The organism is Neisseria sp. HMSC073G10 (genome assembly GCF_001812605.1).
In the GTDB taxonomy this organism is placed as follows: Bacteria; Pseudomonadota; Gammaproteobacteria; order Burkholderiales; family Neisseriaceae; genus Neisseria; species Neisseria subflava_A.
In genome coordinates, this window is record NZ_KV809536.1 from 492,290 (window position 1) to 510,851 (window position 18,562).

At 48.3% G+C, this 18,562-nt stretch carries 13 protein-coding genes; 2 read left to right on the plus strand and 11 right to left on the minus strand.

Going from position 1 to position 18,562, the window contains the following annotated elements:
* Positions 1 to 9 precede the first annotated feature (9 nt).
* Entirely contained in the window at positions 10 to 1,020 is a 1,011-nt protein-coding gene (gene trpS, locus HMPREF2865_RS10700; RefSeq protein WP_070647115.1) for a tryptophan--tRNA ligase, read from the minus strand.
* A 258-nt stretch (positions 1,021 to 1,278) separates the two neighbouring features.
* Here trpS and clpB point away from each other — a divergent pair, with 258 nt between their 5' ends.
* Both clpB and HMPREF2865_RS10710 read left to right on the plus strand, forming a co-directional pair.
* Positions 1,279 to 3,852: an ATP-dependent chaperone ClpB gene (gene clpB / locus HMPREF2865_RS10705; protein ID WP_070647117.1), complete on the plus strand. Its 2,574-nt coding sequence runs from the start codon at positions 1,279 to 1,281 to the stop codon at positions 3,850 to 3,852.
* A gap of 229 nt (positions 3,853 to 4,081) precedes the next feature.
* Positions 4,082 to 6,070: a site-specific recombinase gene (locus HMPREF2865_RS10710; RefSeq protein WP_070647119.1), complete on the plus strand. Its 1,989-nt coding sequence runs from the start codon at positions 4,082 to 4,084 to the stop codon at positions 6,068 to 6,070.
* A 66-nt stretch (positions 6,071 to 6,136) separates the two neighbouring features.
* Here the strand turns inward: HMPREF2865_RS10710 and clpP are convergent, their stop codons facing one another.
* From clpP to HMPREF2865_RS10760, 10 genes are all read right to left on the minus strand, one after another.
* Positions 6,137 to 6,757 carry an ATP-dependent Clp endopeptidase proteolytic subunit ClpP gene (gene clpP, locus HMPREF2865_RS10715; RefSeq protein WP_070460720.1) on the minus strand — a complete coding sequence of 207 codons (621 nt, stop codon included), beginning with the start codon at positions 6,755 to 6,757 and terminating at the stop codon, positions 6,137 to 6,139.
* Between the two features lie 90 nt (positions 6,758 to 6,847).
* Positions 6,848 to 8,158, minus strand: coding sequence for a trigger factor (gene tig / locus HMPREF2865_RS10720; RefSeq protein WP_070647121.1), 1,311 nt, complete (start codon positions 8,156 to 8,158; stop codon positions 6,848 to 6,850).
* 192 nt (positions 8,159 to 8,350) lie between these two features.
* Positions 8,351 to 10,795, minus strand: a complete 2,445-nt coding sequence (locus tag HMPREF2865_RS10725; RefSeq protein WP_070647123.1) for a DNA translocase FtsK — start codon at positions 10,793 to 10,795, stop codon at positions 8,351 to 8,353.
* 188 nt (positions 10,796 to 10,983) lie between these two features.
* A complete protein-coding gene (locus HMPREF2865_RS10730) occupies positions 10,984 to 11,535 on the minus strand; it encodes a hypothetical protein (protein ID WP_036490789.1) in 552 nt (183 codons plus the stop codon).
* 36 nt (positions 11,536 to 11,571) lie between these two features.
* On the minus strand, positions 11,572 to 11,925 hold the full coding sequence (locus tag HMPREF2865_RS10735) for a nucleolar protein (protein ID WP_070647125.1): 354 nt from the start codon (positions 11,923 to 11,925) through the stop codon (positions 11,572 to 11,574).
* A 47-nt stretch (positions 11,926 to 11,972) separates the two neighbouring features.
* Entirely contained in the window at positions 11,973 to 13,892 is a 1,920-nt protein-coding gene (locus tag HMPREF2865_RS10740; protein ID WP_070647126.1) for an ATP-binding cassette domain-containing protein, read from the minus strand.
* A gap of 171 nt (positions 13,893 to 14,063) precedes the next feature.
* The gene (locus HMPREF2865_RS10745) at positions 14,064 to 14,831 is read right to left on the minus strand and encodes an amino acid ABC transporter ATP-binding protein (protein WP_004520600.1); all 768 of its coding nucleotides are present in this window, start codon (positions 14,829 to 14,831) and stop codon (positions 14,064 to 14,066) included.
* 9 nt (positions 14,832 to 14,840) lie between these two features.
* On the minus strand, positions 14,841 to 15,557 hold the full coding sequence (locus HMPREF2865_RS10750) for an amino acid ABC transporter permease (protein ID WP_083309601.1): 717 nt from the start codon (positions 15,555 to 15,557) through the stop codon (positions 14,841 to 14,843).
* The gene (locus tag HMPREF2865_RS10755) at positions 15,547 to 16,371 is read right to left on the minus strand and encodes an amino acid ABC transporter substrate-binding protein (protein ID WP_070647128.1); all 825 of its coding nucleotides are present in this window, start codon (positions 16,369 to 16,371) and stop codon (positions 15,547 to 15,549) included. The genes HMPREF2865_RS10750 and HMPREF2865_RS10755 overlap by 11 nt, the downstream gene beginning before the upstream one ends.
* Before the next feature lie 154 nt (positions 16,372 to 16,525).
* A complete protein-coding gene (locus HMPREF2865_RS10760) occupies positions 16,526 to 18,436 on the minus strand; it encodes an alpha-amylase family protein (protein WP_070647130.1) in 1,911 nt (636 codons plus the stop codon).
* Positions 18,437 to 18,562 lie beyond the last annotated feature (126 nt).

Consider the following 18,562-nt stretch of genomic DNA (forward strand, 5'->3'; position numbering starts at 1 on the left):
GCCTTATTATTATTTCAACGGACGAATACCTACCGCATCGCGTACTTTATCCAACAATTCGCGTGCTTCTTTACGTGCTTTTTGTGCGCCGGCTTGCAAAATGTCTTCAATTTGAGAGGGTTTGGCTGTCAACTCATTGTAACGCTCACGCGACTCTGCGAGCTCGGCATTGATTTTTGCACCCAAGAGTTTCTTAGCCTCACCCCAAGCAAGGCCTTCGGCCAGCATTTGCGTGAACTCGGCAGTTTCAAACGGCGTGGAGAAGGCTTTGTAGATTTCAAACAGAGGACTTTCATCAGGCTGTTTCGGCTCGCCGGGTTCTTTCATATTGGTGATGATTTTGTTGACCGATTTTTGGGTTTTCTTGTCGTTTTCCCAAAGCGGAATAGTATTGCCGTAGGATTTGGACATTTTTCGTCCGTCCAAGCCGACCAAGAGTTCGACATTTTCGTCAATTTTTACTTCAGGCAAGGTGAAGAGTTCTTGGAAGCGGTGATTGAAGCGACCGGCAATATCGCGTGCCATTTCAACGTGTTGGATTTGGTCGCGACCGACTGGAACTTCATGGGCATTGAACATAAGGATGTCGGCAGTCATGAGGATAGGGTAGCTGTACAGGCCCATTTCCACGCCGTGATCTGGATCTTCCTGACCGTTTTCGGTATTTGCCTGTACTGCAGCTTTATAAGCGTGGGCGCGGTTCATCAGACCTTTTGCAGTGATACAGGTCAGAACCCAGTTCAACTCCATCACTTCGGGAATATCGCTTTGACGGTAGAAAGTGGTCAGTTCCGGATTGAGTCCGCAGGCGAGCCATGTGGCGGCAACAGCTTGAGTAGATTGATGAATCATTTCCGGCTCATGACATTTGATGATGCCATGATAGTCAGCCAAAAAGAGGAATGATTCGGTATTGGCATCCTGCGCAGCACGGATAGCCGGGCGGATGGCGCCGACGTAGTTGCCCAAGTGCGGAATGCCTGTTGTGGTAACGCCTGTTAAAACTCGTTTTTTGCTCATGAAAGTATCCTTCGGCATAAAGGCCGTCTGAAAATAAATATGGTGCCGATTATACCTGATTATTCTTGATTTTTCAGACGGCCTTTTGAGTAGAGGGTAACTGGATAATAAAAGTTATACACATAAAATTTAAAAAATAAAACACTATAAAACAATAAGATAGTAAAAAATTATTGATTAATGAGTAAATGGCTCTTGAGTTATCCACATTTGCGCTTATATAGGCTCTAACAGAATATATTTGAAGAGGAACTTAAAATGAGATTTGATAAATTGACTGCCAAATTTCAGCAAGCTCTGCAAGAAGGTCAAAGTCTGGCTTTGACTGCGGACAGCAGCTACCTTGAGGCAGGCTTTATCTTAAAAGCGTTGCTTGACGATCAAAACAGTGGTGCTGCTGCGTTACTGGCTCATGCAGGTGTGAATGTGCCTCAAGTAAAACAACGTTTGCAGCAACATTTGAGCAGCTTGCCAAAAGTATCCGGTCAAGGTGGCGACATTATGCCTAGCCGTGAGCTGCAAGCTGTATTGAACTTGATGGACAAGGCTGCGACCAAACGTGGCGATGCCTATATCGCCAGCGAACTTTTCCTGCTGGCTTTGGTTCAGCAAAATGATGCGACCGGCAAAATCCTGAAAGAAGCTGGTGCGACCGAACAAAATATCAATGCCGCGATCGATGCGGTACGAGGAGGACAAAACGTGAATGATGCGAATGCTGAAGACCAACGCGATGCTTTGAAAAAATACACACTTGACCTGACTCAACGCGCCCGAGACGGCAAGCTTGATCCTGTTATCGGTCGCGATGATGAAATCCGTCGTGCAATTCAGGTATTGCAACGCCGTACCAAAAACAACCCTGTGCTGATTGGTGAGCCTGGTGTGGGTAAAACCGCTATTGTTGAAGGTTTGGCGCAACGTATTGTTAACGGCGAAGTGCCTGAATCCCTACGTAACAAACGCCTTTTGGTTTTGGATTTGGCGGCTTTGATTGCCGGCGCGAAATACCGTGGCGAATTTGAAGAACGCTTGAAAGGTGTGTTGAACGACTTGGCTAAAGACGATGGTAACACTCTGATTTTCATTGATGAAATCCATACTTTGGTTGGTGCAGGCAAAACCGACGGCGCAATGGATGCGGGCAATATGTTGAAACCGGCTTTGGCGCGTGGCGAATTGCACTGTATCGGTGCGACTACTTTGGATGAATACCGTCAGTACATCGAGAAAGATGCGGCACTCGAACGCCGCTTCCAAAAAGTATTGGTTGGCGAGCCAAGTGTGGAAGATACCATCGCTATTTTGCGCGGTTTGCAAGAGCGTTATGAAATCCACCACGGTATCGATATTACCGACCCTGCTATCGTTGCCGCAGCGGAGTTGAGCGACCGTTACATTACCGACCGCTTCCTGCCTGATAAAGCAATTGATTTGATTGACGAAGCTGCCAGCCGCATCAAAATGGAGCTGGACAGTAAACCCGAGCAGATGGACAAACTCGACCGCCGCATCATCCAGCTCAAAATGGAAAAAATGCACGTTGCCAAAGAAAGCGATGACGCCAGCAAAAAACGTTTGGAACTGATAGACGAGGAAATCGACGGCTTGCAAAAAGAATACGCCGATTTGGACGAAATCTGGAAAGCCGAGAAAGCCGCCTCTTCCAGCACTGCCGACATCAAGAAACAGATGGACGACATCAAAGTCAAAATCGAGCAGGCCAAACGCCAAGGCGACTTTGCCCGCGCGTCTGAACTCGAATACGGCGAGTTGCCGAAATTGGGCGCACAGTTGCAAGCTGCGGAAAGTAACCCCGACGGCAAAAAACAAAACAAACTCTTCCGTACCGAAGTTGGTGCGGACGAAGTGGCCGAAATCGTATCGCGCATGACCGGCATCCCTGTGTCCAAAATGATGGAAGGCGAACGCGACAAGCTGTTGAAAATGGAAGAAGTATTGCACCGCCGTGTGGTCGGCCAAGATGAAGCCGTGCGTGCTGTATCCGACGCCATCCGCCGCAGCCGTTCCGGCCTTGCCGATCCAAACAAACCTTACGGCAGCTTCCTGTTCCTAGGCCCGACCGGTGTGGGTAAGACCGAATTGTGTAAGGCATTGGCAGGTTTCCTGTTTGACAGCGAAGATCATCTGATTCGTATCGATATGTCCGAATACATGGAAAAACATGCTGTTGCCCGCTTAATCGGTGCACCTCCCGGCTATGTTGGCTACGAAGAGGGCGGTTACCTGACCGAACAAGTCCGCCGCAAACCGTACAGCGTGATTCTTTTGGACGAGGTGGAAAAAGCCCATCCCGACGTGTTCAACATCCTGTTGCAAGTTTTGGATGACGGCCGTTTGACCGACGGACAAGGTCGCACTGTGGACTTTAAAAATACTGTTATCGTCATGACTTCCAACATCGGTAGCCAACATATCCAACAAATGGGTACTCAGGACTACGAAGCAGTAAAAGAAGTCGTGATGGAGGATGTGAAAGAACATTTCCGTCCTGAAATGATCAACCGTATTGACGAAGTCGTCGTGTTCCACGGTTTGGATCAGGCCAATATCCGCAGCATTGCGAAAATCCAGCTTAAAGGTTTGGAAAAACGTTTGGAAGCACAACATCTGCATCTGAAAGTCGATGATGCTGCCTTGGATCTGATTGCTAAAGCCGGTTTCGATCCTGTGTATGGTGCTCGTCCCCTCAAACGCGCCATCCAGTCAGAAATCGAAAATACGCTGGCAAAAGCCTTGCTTGAAGGCAAATATGCGCCCGATAGCACAATCCATGTTAAAGAAGAGGGTGGTAAGCTTTTGTTTGCATAAGTTTAAAACAATGTAGTATGTTGTTGCAAAAGGCCGTCTGAAAGAATTCAGACGGCCTTTCTTGATTATTGATTCATATCATATATTTATTATGTAATTTAGTTATTCATTGAATTTTAGAGAATATTAATTGAAAATCTTGTGCCATGGGTTGATAAAGAATGAGATATAATCCGACCTGTTTGCCAAGGTTCTTGCTAAATATCTCATTTTGTGTAATAATACTACAATGCAAAAACTGACTAATCAAAATCTTCACATTATTTTGTCGGAGCACTTAAATGATACCGACTTTGTTCTTATTCTCAATGCATTAATCAAATTTTTGCGCCGAGGAGGCAAAAAACAGGCTTCCGAACGTTTCGATTTGATTTTATCTACTTTAAAACAAGACGATGCTTTATGCCGTCAATTCAGCCTGCGCTTCTATGCCTGGCTGTCTAAAGTTCACATCTATCCTGCGCTGATTAAGCTGGGTATTTTCTCGCGCCATAGTTTTACTCGGGAGATGGGCATACGGATTTACGAACGTTTCAGCCCGTCTTATAAAGATTTTTCCAATCTGCGCGAAGTATTTTTATATCTTTTTCATTCGAAAAACGATGATAAATGGTTGCAAACCCTGAGTTTGCGCCAATGGTTGAGTATGTATGAGTTGTTGCAGGGTAAAGCCGATCCTGCTTTGCTTCAGACGGCCAGCCGACAGTTGGCAGATGCTCGTTTGCGTGCAGTGGAGATGCTGTCTATTTGGATTGCTTCCGAAGCGATTGAGCCGGATTTAATACGGATCGCCCCCCGTTTGTTGGAGGCGGATTCGGCATTTGTTGCCTTACAACGTGAAATTGCAAAATTGGTTGAACACTATCGCCACAGTGAAGAAACTTACGACACGGCGCATTTGGAGGTTATGTTTGACCAGTGCGACAAGCAAATTGAGTATCTGCGTCGTCGTGGTACAGGAGCAGGGTCTGGCTCATCAGTGAAAGTGGCACACTTGCTGGAGCGCCTGCAACAAACCATAGGCCGTCTGAAACTGTTGACCAATATTCAAATCGAAACCGGCAGCCGTACCCGCTTAACCATCAATCTGATGAATGCGATGATTTACGCGGCGGTAGAGCAATACAGCACCAGCCACTTGCGTAAAAGCAGTATCCGAATGCTGGCACGCAGTATTACGGAAAACAAAAGCCATCATGGTGAGCATTACATCACGCGCAACCGTAGTGAATATTTCAAAATGTTTTATTCCGCAGCAGGCGGCGGCGTAATTATTGCTCTGATGGCATTGAATAAAATCCATATTGCGTCTTTGGGATTCGGCGAGTTTACTACTTCATTCCTTGCCGGACTTAACTACGGCTTAGGCTTTATGTTGATTCATATGCTGCACTGCACCGTTGCGACCAAGCAGCCTGCCATGACGGCGGCGAGTTTTGCCGAGCAGGTGGACTCAAATGAAGGCAGCAAAGCGGTGGACAACAAATTGGCAAAACTGCTGATTGACGTGTGCCGTTCGCAAAGTGTTGCCGTGTTTGGCAATGTATCAATTGCCGTATTGTTGGCGGCGGGGATCGCTTGGGGTTATGCCTACACGCATGGACAGCCCTTGTTGAATGAGGCGATTACAGCCTACCAGCTTAAATCTATTGAGATTTTTACTCAGCCGACCTTGTGGTATGCTGCTATTGCCGGAGTATGGTTGTTTTGCTCGGGGATTATTGCAGGCTTTTTTGACAACCGTTCCGATTATCTGAACCTGCGTCAGCGTCTGCCATTTAATCCGTTTTTACGAAAAATCATGCGTCCGCAGCCACGCCGCCGTTTGGCCGCTTATATTCATAAGCATTACGGCTCGCTTATGGGCAATTTTATTTTCGGTATGCTTTTGGGGATGACCGGCTATTTCGGCCATCTTTTCGGCTTGCCGCTGGATATTCGCCATGTGGCGTTTTCTTCGGCAAATTTGGGTTATGCCGCGATCAGCGGCCATGCAGATGTATTTACGTTTATACTTGGCTTGGCAAGCGTATTGGCAATCGGCATGGTGAATCTAGTGGTCAGCTTTTCTTTGGCTTTGGCCGTTGCGCTTCGTTCACGCGGCACGCGTTTGGGCAGTATGCGTAATCTGCTGAAGAGCTTCTGGAGTCAAGTGAAAGCCAATCCTTTGATTTTGCTGTATCCGGTTCAAGTGAATAACAAAGAAAACACGAAGTAAGATTGAAGGAAAGGCCGTCTGAATATATATTTTTCAGACGGCCTTTTAATTTAAAACCGATAAAGATTAGGCTTGCAGAGAGGCGCGGTTTTCCAAAACTTGGTCAATCAAACCATATTCTTTAGCTTCATCGGCAGACATATAATTGTCGCGGTCGGTATCGCGTTCCAAGTCGGCCAAATCGCGATCACAATGTTTGGCGAGTAAGCGGTTCAGTTTCTCTTTGATTTTCAGCAGCTCTTTAGCGTGAATTTCAATATCGGAAGCCTGACCGGCTAAGCCGCCGTTGATGAGCGGTTGGTGAATCATGATGCGGCTGTTTGGCAGGGCAAAGCGTTTGCCTTTTTCGCCTGCGGACAACAAGAATGCGCCCATGCTTGCCGCTTGACCCAAGCATAAGGTAGAAACATGAGGCTTGATGAAGTTCATGGTGTCGTAAATCGACATACCGGCAGTAACCGAACCGCCCGGAGAGTTGATATAGAAGAAGATATCTTTATCAGGGTTTTCACTTTCCAAGAACAGTAATTGCGCAACAACCAAGTTGGCAGATTCGTCTGTCACCGGGCCGATCAAGAAAACGATGCGCTCTTTCAAAAGGCGTGAGTAGATGTCAAATGCGCGCTCGCCGCGACCGCTTTGTTCGATAACGGTAGGGACAAGGTAATTATTGAAATCGAAGGACATTTTTGTCTCCTGTTAATGATGGAAAAGCACCAAAGCCATTTAAAGCGCTTCGGTGCTTTTGATTGTCTGTTTCAGACGGCCTTAGAGCAATTAAGCTTGTGCGCCCATTACTTCGTCAAAAGACAGCGCTTTTTCAGTTACTTTAGCTTTGCTCAGAACGAAATCAACAACGTTGCTTTCTACTGCCAAAGAAGTCGGACCTTGCAGGCGGGAAGGCTCTGCGTAGTACCAGTCGATAACTTCTTGAGGATCTTCGTAGCTTTCAGCGAAGTTGGCAACAACGGCTTTGATTTGGTCTTCAGTTGGCTCAAGTTTGTTTTCTTCAACCAATTTAGCCAAAATCAGACCCAAAGAAACGCGGCGTTCTGCTTGTTCTTTGAACATATCCAAAGGCAGATCCAAGTTGGCAGCGTCAGCCATGCCTTGGTTAACAAAGTTTTGTTTCATTTCGTTTGCCAAGCGGGCGGCTTCTTCGTTGACCAAAGTAACAGGAACTTGCAAATCAGCTGCTTTGAGCAGGGCGTTCATTACAGATTCTTTGGTTTGTTCACCGATGCGGCGCTCAACTTCGCGGCCAACGTTTTTCTTCACTTCTTCGCGCATTTTGGCAACGTCGCCGTCTTCAATACCCAGAGCTTTAGCAAAGTCAGCGTCAACTTCAGGCAAAGTAGCTTCAGAAACATTGTTCAACGTGATGGTGAATACGGCAGATTTACCGGCAACATCTTTACCATGGTAGTCCTCAGGGAAGTTTACGGTAACATCTTTGCTTTCGCCGGCTTTCATGCCGACAACACCGGCCTCGAATTCAGGCAGCATTTGACCTGCACCCAATACGAAAGCGTAGTTTTTAGACGCGCCGCCAGCGAAAGGTTCGCCGTCGATTTTGCCTTCAAAGTCGATGATGACGCGGTCGCCGTTTTGGGCTTCGCGGTCAACATGGTTGAAGCGGGTACGTTGTTTGCGCAGGATTTCTACAGTTTGGTCAACTTCGGCATCGCCAACAGTCGCAGTAACTTTTTCTACTTCTTGGGCAGACAGGTCACCAATAGTTACTTCAGGGAAAACTTCAAAAATAGCGGCAACTTTGAAAGACTCTTGATCGTCTTGTTCTTCAACGCCTTCAAAGCGTGGGTAACCGGCAACTTTCAATTCTTGAGCAACGGCAACTTCGTAGAATTCGCGTTGTACTAATTCGTTGATAACGTCGTTTTGTGCGCTTGCGCCGTACATTTGGGCAATCATTTTGAACGGTGCTTTACCCGGACGGAAGCCGTCAATTTTTGCGCGGCGTTGGGTTTGTTTCAGTTTTTTCTCAGTTTCTGCGTTGATTTTGGACCAAGGCAGAGACAATACTACTTTGCGTTCCAGATTTTCTAAAGTTTCAACAGTTACGCTCATCGTAAGCCCTTAAATTTGTTGTGTTTAAACGGTTATCCTTCTGCTCAGTATTCCGAAGAATTTCGGAAGCGTGCATAAGGTCAAAATTTAGCTGCTTAGTATAACACAATGTTTCACGAATAACATAAAAAGGCCGTCTGAAAAGTAGGAAATTCTTTTCAGACGGCTTTTGCGTTTCGATATTGTTGTTTTTTACAGCTGGTCTTTTTGAGCCAGAATCCGTCGGCTGCCGTTGATGTCTGCCGGAGAAAGAACACCGGCATTTTCAAGCGCATCTACCAAATTGGCGGCTCGGTTGTAGCCGATGCGTAATTGGCGTTGGAGTGCGGAAATGGAAGTTTTCCGGCTTTCCAATACGAAGGCGACGGCTTGATCAAATAACTCATCGCTGTTTGCGTTCGGATTAACAATATTGGTGGTTTCGATGGCTGCTTCGCCACTGAGCAGGCCTTCCACATAATTGGTCGGAGCCTGTTCTTTGACGAAATTGACGACTTGATGCACTTCATCATCGGAAACAAAGGCACCTTGCAGGCGTGTCGGTTCCGCGCTGCCCGGTTGCAGGAATAATGAGTCGCCGTATTTGAGCAATTCGTCTGCACCCATTTGGTCAAGAATGGTGCGGCTATCGATTTTGCTTTGTACGGTAAAGGCCATTCGTGTTGGAATGTTGGCTTTAATCAGGCCGGTAACCACATCGACACTCGGACGCTGGGTGGCGACAATCATGTGAATGCCTGAAGCACGTGCTTTTTGGGCAAGGCGTGCGATTTGCTGCTCAACGGATTTGCGTTCGGTCATCATCAAGTCAGCCAACTCATCAATAACGACCACAATCAACGGCAGTTTTTCCAGAGGCTCGGGATCATCAGGATTTAAGCTGAACGGATTGAGTAATGGTTTGCCAGCTGCTTTGGCTTGTTCGACTTTTTGGTTGAAACCGTCCAAATTACGCACACCGGCATGGGAAAGCAGGCGATAACGTTTTTCCATTTCGGCAACACACCAGTTCAACGCTTGTCCTGCCTCGCGCATATCGGTCACAACCGGGCATAGCAGGTGCGGAATGCCGTCATAAATGCTCAATTCCAGCATTTTCGGGTCAATCATGATGAAGCGGACTTCGTCGGGCGTGGCTTTGAAGAGCATGGACATAATCATGCCGTTCACACCGACGGATTTACCCGATCCGGTCATACCTGCAACCAAAAGATGCGGCATTTTTGCCAAGTCGCCAACCACAGGCGTACCTGCAATATCTTTACCCAAAGCAACGGTCAGTTTGGACTGGGCGTCGGTAAACACGGGAGAAGAGAGGATTTCGCTCAACATCACGTCTTGGCGTTTCTCATTGGGTAATTCAATGCCCATGGTGTTTTTACCGGCAATGGTCTCAACAATGCGTACGGCTTGCAGGGACATCGAGCGCGCCAAATCTTTGGACAACGCGACAATTTGGCTGCCTTTGACACCTTGTGCCGGTTCGATTTCGTAGCGGGTAATCACGGGACCGGAAGTGGCGGAAACAACCTGTACGCCGATGCCAAATTCAGCCAGCTTGGCCTCGATTAATTCTGCGGTCTGTTGTAATTCATCTGGATTGACGGCAACCGGTTCTTCAGACGGCATACGCAACAGGTTCATGTTGGGTTTGTGGTATTCGCCGTTGTTTTTAGGTTCTGTATCGTCAAACAGGGAAGTTTGGATTTTAGGGGGCGGCGCAACGGATACGGCAACGGTTTTACGGTTGCTGCTGCTGCCTGCCAACGGAGCAACCGGAGTAGCGGTAATGGTTTTGGCTTCTTTAACCATGCGGCGCGTATTCTGGGTTTCCAAAGCTTCGGAGCAGACATCTTCTTTTTTATTTTGGAATTGAGACAGTTTTTTCATCAGGCTGCCAAACAGGCCGCCCATATGGCTGCCGGATTTGGCCATGACTTCCAACCATGACACCTGAGCCAACAGGGAAATGGACAACAGCAACATCACCAGCATAATCAACAGGCTGCCTGATTTGCCCAACAGCCAAGCCAGGCCTGAGCCGGCCAATAAGCCGACCAAGCCGCCGGCGCCGACGGGAAGGGATTCGCTTAATGCGTTGTCAAACAGGAAATGTTCGATAATCGGGCTGCACACCAGCAGGAGAAACAATGCCAAAGCGGCTACGCCATGATTGTAGGGCTTGTGGTTTTCCTGCTTTTTCATGGGGCGGAAATTTTTGTAGAGGAAAACGCAAGAGGCGGCTATCCACCACCAAAATGATAAGCCGAACAGATAATATCCGACATCGGAAAGATAGGAGCCAAAGAGGCCGCCGAGGTTGGCGACATCATGGCTTTTGGGAACGCTGCGCGACCATGCGGGGTCGTCCATGCTGAAGCTGGCCAGGGAAATGGCTAGATAAATGGTGATAACCAAGCCAAACAGCCATAAAGCATCATTAATCAAGTTGACGACATGCTCGGGGCGCGCTTTTTTTTCTTCGTTTCTTTGCAGCTCTTTGGCGGCTTTCAGGCGTTGGGAGACTTTATTGTCGGCTTGAGTTTGTGCTTTGGTGGATTTGCGTGTGGTCGGTTTGGCTGCCGGTTTGGTAGAGACGCGTTTTTTTGTTTGGGTTTTAGAAGATTTTGCAGTCATGAGATAAAGGCCGTCTGAAAAGACCGGAGGTAATGTGCGTAAAGGGCAAATTATACCGTATTTACTAGGCACAAGAAATTGAAACGGGCGTAATCATTATAGGATTCAGGCCGTCTGTTTGGTGTTGCGAAAATTTTGGATTTCGTTTCCACCTGTTCAGACGGCCTGATGTTTTGGTTGATTTGGACTTACATTCTGCCCAGTTCGCGCTGGAGGGCTTGAATGTTTTTCTCCCTATCCAAAACCGCACCTTGCAGCGTACTGATGGCCTGTTGATTGACGCTGCCGCCTTTGGCTGTCCGTGCTTGGCTCAGTTGCTTTTTGGCATCGGCCAAAGCCGCGCGTTCATTGGATAACTCGGTTTCCAAAATAGAGCGGCGGCTGTTGACGCCGGAGGATTTGGGAACCGGAGGAGGAGCTGTTTCAGAAGCGGTACGGACAGGGGCAGGTTTGGGCGTTGCCTTATGGTTGGATTTTGCCGCTGTATTTTTACTTTTTGCCGGAGCCGTTTGTGATGTCGGCGCGTTGAGTGTAGGCGCATCGCTGACCGGGGCATCGTATCGGCTGCTGCTGTATTTGCCGACAATCGGCAAATCGTTGACGGCCTGGCAGTTGCCGCTTGGGCGCGAGGTATAGACAATCGAGCCGTTGACTTCACAGGTGTAGATTTTTGCAGCGTGGGCTTGGCTGTTGAAAACAGCAAGCGGCAGCAGGGATAGGGTAAGCAGATATTTTTTCATGATTCAGGTAGGGCTGATTCGTTGCAGTTGAGCATTTTATTCTTGTTCAGACGGCATGGGCTGCTGTTTTTTAGCTTTTGCACTGTTTTTGTTTTTGCTCGGTTTGTCAGCTTTTTTCTCTTGTTTATCGGATTTTCCCGCGTGTGCCTTTTTCTTAGGCTTTGCACTTGTGCGTTCATCAGAGGCATTGAGGCTGCGGATGTTGAGATGGTAACCGCTGCCTTGATGGCCGCTGATTTTAGGCAATTCGGCCTGTGCGCAGGAGGATTTGGGTTCGGAAGTATAGCTGCCGTTGCCGCAGGAATAAACTGCGGCGGCTGCATGAAGAGAAATGCCCAAGACGAAAGAGGATACGAGGAAGTATCCGGCTTGTTTGATGGTTGAAGTCATGTTTTTCCGTATTGTGTTTTATTTCAGACGGCCTGATGGCTCTATTTTTATTGGGAAAACTCGGCTTCGACATTAACTTGGATTTGCTCAAGCTCTTCCTGCCATTGCAGCCAGTTTTCTTCCAGTTGCGTTAATTTTACTTTAGTTTCTGTTAATTGTGCGAGTGTCTCTTGCAATTTGGGTTTATTTTTTTCTGAATAAGCAGATTCTTGTGCCAAAAATGCTTCACAGGCCGTCTGAATATCAGTCAATCGTGCGATTTCTTTTTCTGCTTTGTCGATTTTCTGCTGAATCGGTTTGCTACGTTTGGCTTTTTCCTGACGGATTTGTGCTTCGATACGCTTGGTATCCTTACGGCTTTGGCTTTGAGCAGAAGCGGCGGGGGTTGCTGCGGCGTTTTCTTGTGCCAATCGCCATTGACGGTAGTCGTTCAAATCGCCGTCGAAGTTGTTCAGACGGCCTTTGTCGATAAGGAGGAAGTTGTCGGTAGTCGCTTCAAGCAGGCTGCGGTCGTGCGAAACGACAATCAATGCACCTTGGAAACTTTGCAGAGCAAGTGTCAGGGCGTGGCGCATATCCAAGTCTAGGTGGTTGGTCGGTTCGTCAAGCAGCAGCAGATTAGGTTTTTGCCAGATAATCATGGCAAGGGTAAGCCGAGCTTTTTCCCCGCCGGAGAACGGCTCGGTCTTTTGAACCGCCATATCGCCGACAAAGTTGAAACCGCCTAAAAAGTTGCGGATTTCCTGTTCGCGGACTTCGGGTGAAAGCTGTTGGATATGCCAAACTGGACTTTGGTCGGCGCGCAAAGTATCCAGTTGATGTTGGGCAAAATAGCCGATATTGAGCTTTTCGGAGCGGACGATGCTGCCGGAAAGTAAATCGATTTTTCCTGCCAATGCTTTGATAAATGTAGATTTACCGCTGCCGTTAACGCCCAGCAGGCCGTAACGTGCCCCGCTTTCCAGAGACAAGGTGATATCGTGCAAAACGGTATTGTCGCCATAACCTAAGTCGGCATGGTCGAGTTTCAATAATGGATTGGGCAGGTGGGTCGGATTGGCAAACTCAAAGGAAAACTCGCTATCCAAATGCGCAGGAGCGATGCGCTCGAGTTTGGCTAATGCCTTCATGCGGCTTTGAGCTTGTACGGCCTTTGTGGCTTTGGCTTTAAAACGGTCGATAAAGGATTGCAGATGTTTGATTTGTGTCTGCTGTTTGACGTAAGCGGCTTGTTGTTGCGCCAGACGTTGGGCGCGTTCGGCTTGGTAGAAATCGTAATTGCCGCCGTATTGGGTCAGTTTTTGTTGCGACAGTTCGATGGTGTGAGTTGTGGTGGCATTCAAGAAGTCGCGGTCATGGGAGATGATGATTTGCGTACAGGGTAGGGAAGCGAGATGGTTTTCCAGCCACAACACGGTTTCTAAATCCAAGTGGTTGGTCGGTTCGTCCAAAAGCAGTAAATCAGCACGACAAATCAGCGCTTGGGCAAGGTTGAGGCGCATGCGCCAGCCGCCGGAGAAGGATTTGACGGGGCGGGTATGTTCTTCTTGTGAGAAACCCAAGCCATTAAGCAGTTTGGCGGCGCGTGCCGGAGCAGTGTAGGCATCGATTTCTTCAAGTTTGGCGTGATATTCGGCTTGCTTCATGCCGTCGTTTTGTGCTTCTGCTTGGACCAAGGCCGTCTGAAAAGCCTGCAATTCGGCATCGCCTTGCAAAACGTAGTCTAAAGCGGAAATATCTAAATCAGGCGTTTCTTGAGAGACGGAAGCCAGACGCCATGTTTTGGGAATAAGGATTTCGCCGCCATCTTGAGTGATTTCACCTTTTATCAGCGCAAACAGGCTGGATTTTCCCGTACCGTTTTTACCGATTAAACCAACGCGTTGACCGGGGTTGATTACGGCATCGGCTTTATCGAGCAGGACTTTCAAACCGCGTTGCAGGGTGAGTTTTTTAATTTCTATCATGATGGCAGGCAAGGGGATAAGTAAAACGAAAGGCGTTATTTTACCTGAAAAGATATATAAAAGGCCGTCTGAACAAGTATGAAGACGAAATCAACTATTTCTATTTCACTTATTCAGACGGCCTTTATGAAATGACGGTCGGAAATGCTTTCAAATTGTCTGTCGTTTCAATTAAATTTGAAGATCGGCATTGTCTGCACGGATTTGGCGCAGGAATTTTTGTGTCCGCTCATGTTTGGGATGATTGAACAAATCTTGCGGGCTGCCTTGTTCGACAATAACGCCGCCATCCATCACGACGACGGTGGTTGCCACTTCCAAGGCAAATTTGATTTCATGCGTAACGACAACCATGGTCCAGCCTTCTTGTGCCAACTCCTTCATGGTATCCAAAACATCTTGCACCAATTCAGGGTCAAGCGCGGAAGTCGGTTCGTCAAACAGCATCAATTCAGGCTGAATTGCCAATGCTCGGGCAATGCCGACGCGCTGCTGTTGACCGCCGGAAAGCTGGTAGGGGTAGAGGTCAATCTTATCGCCCAAACCGACTTTTTTAAGCAATTTGACAGCCTCTTCACGCGCTTTGGCGACAGGCTTGCCTTGTACGGCAACCGGCCCTTCCATAACGTTTTCCAACGCAGTTTTGTGCGGAAAGAGGTTGTATTGTTGGAACACCATGCCGGACTTGCGGCGCAGTGCCAAAATATCGTGTTTGCTTGGTTTTTTGGAAAAATCGATGCTTAACGGCTGCGCATTGTCAAACTCGATCTGACCTTGTTCTGGCATTTCCAAAGCATTTAAACAGCGTAAAAACGTGGTTTTGCCTGAGCCGGAAGGGCCTAGGATAACCACCACTTGTCCTTTGCCGACATCCAAATCGATGCCGCGCAAAATGGTATTTTCGCCAAAGGTCTTATGGATATTGCGGATTTTAATCATGACAACTCCTTATTTGGCGACATAGCGGTCGAAACGTTTTTCCAAACGCGCCTGAATCAAAAACAGCACTTTGCAGAAACACCAATAAACCAATGCGGCTTCGATATAGACCGGTAAAAAGTCATAAGTACGGTTTGCTGTCTCTTGGGCAACACGGAAAAGCTCGGTTACCGTTACCACGGCGGCAAGCGAGGTGTTTTTGAACAAGCCGATAAACTCGTTGCTCAAAGGCGGTACGGCAACGCGGAATGCCTGCGGTGCGACAATGCGGCGGAAAGTCTGCATATAGGTCATACCGATGGAGAAACCTGCTTCCCATTGTCCTTTAGGTACGGACAAAATTGCCGCGCGTATGGTTTCGGAAGCGTATGCGCCGACATTGAGCGAAAAGCCGATGATGGCGGCAGGAATCGGGTCGATATAGATGCCGACGGAAGGCAAACCATAGAATACGATGACCAACTGCACCAAAAGCGGCGTACCGCGAATGATGGAAATATAAAATTCAACCAGCTTCAGCAAGCATTTTTGGAAAATGCCGACGGAGGGCATAATTCGCACCAAAGCAACGGCTACGGCAATAATCATGCCGATAACGAAAGAAGCGATCGCCAAAGGCAAAGATACTGCGAAGCCGGCTTTGACCATAGGCCAAAACGCGCTGATGAGCATATCAGCGCGTGTTTCCGTCATAAACGGCAGAGAGGCAAGGAAATTATTTAACACTGATGTCTTTTCCGAAGAATTGTTCGCCCAGTTTTTTCAGCGTGCCGTCGGCTTTCAGTTCAGTCATGGCTGTGCTGAATTTGGCCAATGCTTCATCATTGCCTTTATTGACAATTAAGCCGGAGCCGACTTTTTCGTCAGCAGGGGCAGACCAAACGATTTGTACGCCGGCATTTGGGTTTTTCTTCAGGTAATCCAATACCGCCAATTCGTCGTTCAGGGTTGCGTCGGCACGTTTTTGTTCAATCAGGGTCAGAGATTGCGCCAAACCATCTACCGGTACGAGTTCTGCGCCTGCAGCTTTGGCTTTTTCGCCATAGTTGCTGGTCAGGGATTGTGCAGTTTTCACGCCTTTGATGTCGTCAATAGATTTGATGTTGCTGTCTTTGCGGGCAACCAATACGGCACCGCTCCAGCTGTAAGGCTCGGATTTGTCAAAAGTCGCTTGACGCTCAGGGCTGGTCAGGCCGACTTGGTTGGCGACTACGTCAAAACGGCCGGCTTTCAAACCTGCCATCATGGAGTCCCATTGTGTTTCTTTAAATTCAACTTTGATGCCCAGTTTGTCGGCAACTGCACGGGTTACTTCGACATCGTAGCCGGTCAATTTGCCGTCTTTGTCGTGGTAGGTGAATGGTGCGTAAGTACCTTCCGTTCCGACAGTGATGGTACCTTTGTTGTTGATACGCTCAATCAGTGAACCGGAGGCCGCACCGGATTGTGCCAGAGCAGAAGAAGCCGAGTTGCTGCCTTCTCCGCCGCAAGCAGCCAAAACTACTGCAGCGATGCTGCCAAGTACGAATTTTTTCAACATGGATTTTTACTCCTGACTTTAAGTGTGTCATTTGGTATTAAAGCGTGCATTCTAAGCGAAACTGCCCAAAATACAAAATACATCTTATGCCTTAAAAGGCCGTCTGAACGCTGATTTGTTCAGACGGCCTTGAATGATGTATAAAAAATTCAGCTTATGCAATTTCAAGCCACATGACTTGATAGGGTTGCAGTACCAAGTCCTGATTCAGAGAAACGGTTTGACCGCTGATCAAATCGTGCGCTTTAAACGGCATGGCCTGCAGGGTGTGCGCACTGATGGTTTGCGCATGTTCGCTGAAGTTGCCGAATGCTAAAAGCGCGTTGTTGCGCATATAGCCGATGATGTGTTTGTTGTTGGTGTTGAAGGTGACCAATCTGCCGCCATTAAAGCGCGGATTGCTTTGGCGGATGGAGATCATATGGCGCAAACCTTGGAAGATTTGACCGGCAGTAGTCGAGCTGTCATGGCGTTGGTTATACAACTCCTCATTGTAACGAGGACGGTGTGCCCAGCGGCTGTCGTCGCTCTTATTGCTGTCTTGCGACCAGTCGTCGTCATTGAGCGTACCCACTTCGTCGCCTAGGTAAATCAGTGGCAGGCCGCCAGTACTCAAAGCAATGCTGTACAAGAGTTTGATGCGGTCAACGGCATGCGGATCGTTTTGAGCCAAGCCGACCAATGCCGCGGCTGTACCGCTGACACGGCAGTCGCCTGTGTTGGGGTTGTATTGGAACGGTACACCGCGTGCGAAGCTGCCGTCAAAATGGTTGACGAAGAAGCGGTTGAGGAATTGGCGGTGGTCGTAGCCGTGGATGCCGAATTGTGAGGCGTCTTCGTCGGCGAACGTCCAGCCGATATCGTCATGGCTGCGGACGTAGTTAACCCATGCAGTATGGTCGGGCAGGTTGTGGCGGTAGGTCAGTGCTTGATGGAGCAGGTTGACTTCGCGTGTGGCAAGCGTGTTCCACAACAATGCCATTTGCAGAGGGTTGTAGCCGATTTGGCATTCGTCTTGGCTGATGTATTGGACAACTTGGTCAGGGTGGACGATGGCTTCGGATTTGAAGAACACGGCTGGCGCTGCGATACGCATTACAGAGTTAAACGCGCGAATCAGAGCGTGTGCCTGAGGCAGGTTTTCGCAGCTTGTGCCCATTTGCTTCCAAATAAAGGCAACGGCGTCCATGCGCAGAATATCAACGCCCAAGTTGGCAAGGAACATCATTTCGCCCGCCATGGCGCGGAACACCCAAGGATTGCTGTAATTTAAGTCCCATTGGAAGGAGTTGAACGTCGTCCATACCCAGCGTCCGTCTTCCAGTTGGGAAAAGCCGCCCGGGTGTTGGTCGGGGAAGATTTCACGCAGGGTGCGGTCGTATTGGTCGGGCATCCAGCGGTCGGGGAAGATGTAGTAGAAGTTGTCGTAGAGCGGATCACCGGCGGCGCAGCCTTTTGCCCATTCGTGTTCGTTGGAAGTATGATTGAAGATGAAATCGACAACGGCGGAAATGCCTGCTTCGTGCAGGGCGGCAATGACATCGCGCAAGTCGTCTATTGTACCCAGTGCCGGATTGACATCGCGGTAGCTGCTGACTGCATAGCCGCCGTCGCTTTTGCCTTCAGGGCATTTAAACAGGGGCATCAGGTGCAGATAGGTTAGGCCCAACTCTTGGAAATAAGGGATTTTGGCTTTCAAGCCTTGCAGATCGCCTGCGAACAAATCGACGTAGCACACGCCGCCAACCTGTTTGTTGGATAAAATCCAGTCAGGATCGTTTTCGCGCGCAATATCGATGTCTTTTAAGGATGAGTTGCGTTGGGAATAGCTTTGCCATGCTTGGGCAATCAGTTGCTCCAGCATGGGGAGGACGGCTTCGTTGTTGTTGTAAACATTGTCCAGCTCGTGCATCAGTTTTGGAAAGTGTTCCTCAAGTCGTCTGTCAAACTGTTTCCAGTCTTCAGATGTCTCGATGCTTGCACGCTGTTCGGGGGTATAAATCGATAGGGTGCGTTCTTTAAGGTGATGCAAGGTCAAATCAACCTGTTGAGTCTGGGTCAACATAATGACTACTCCGAAGTTAAGGTGAAATTGTTTTGAAGCTTGGTTTCACTTCTTTTGCAAATCCATGCCGATTGTGGGCGGCTAAGACTGTAATTTTGCGTCAAGAAATTTTCTCAATAATACTGG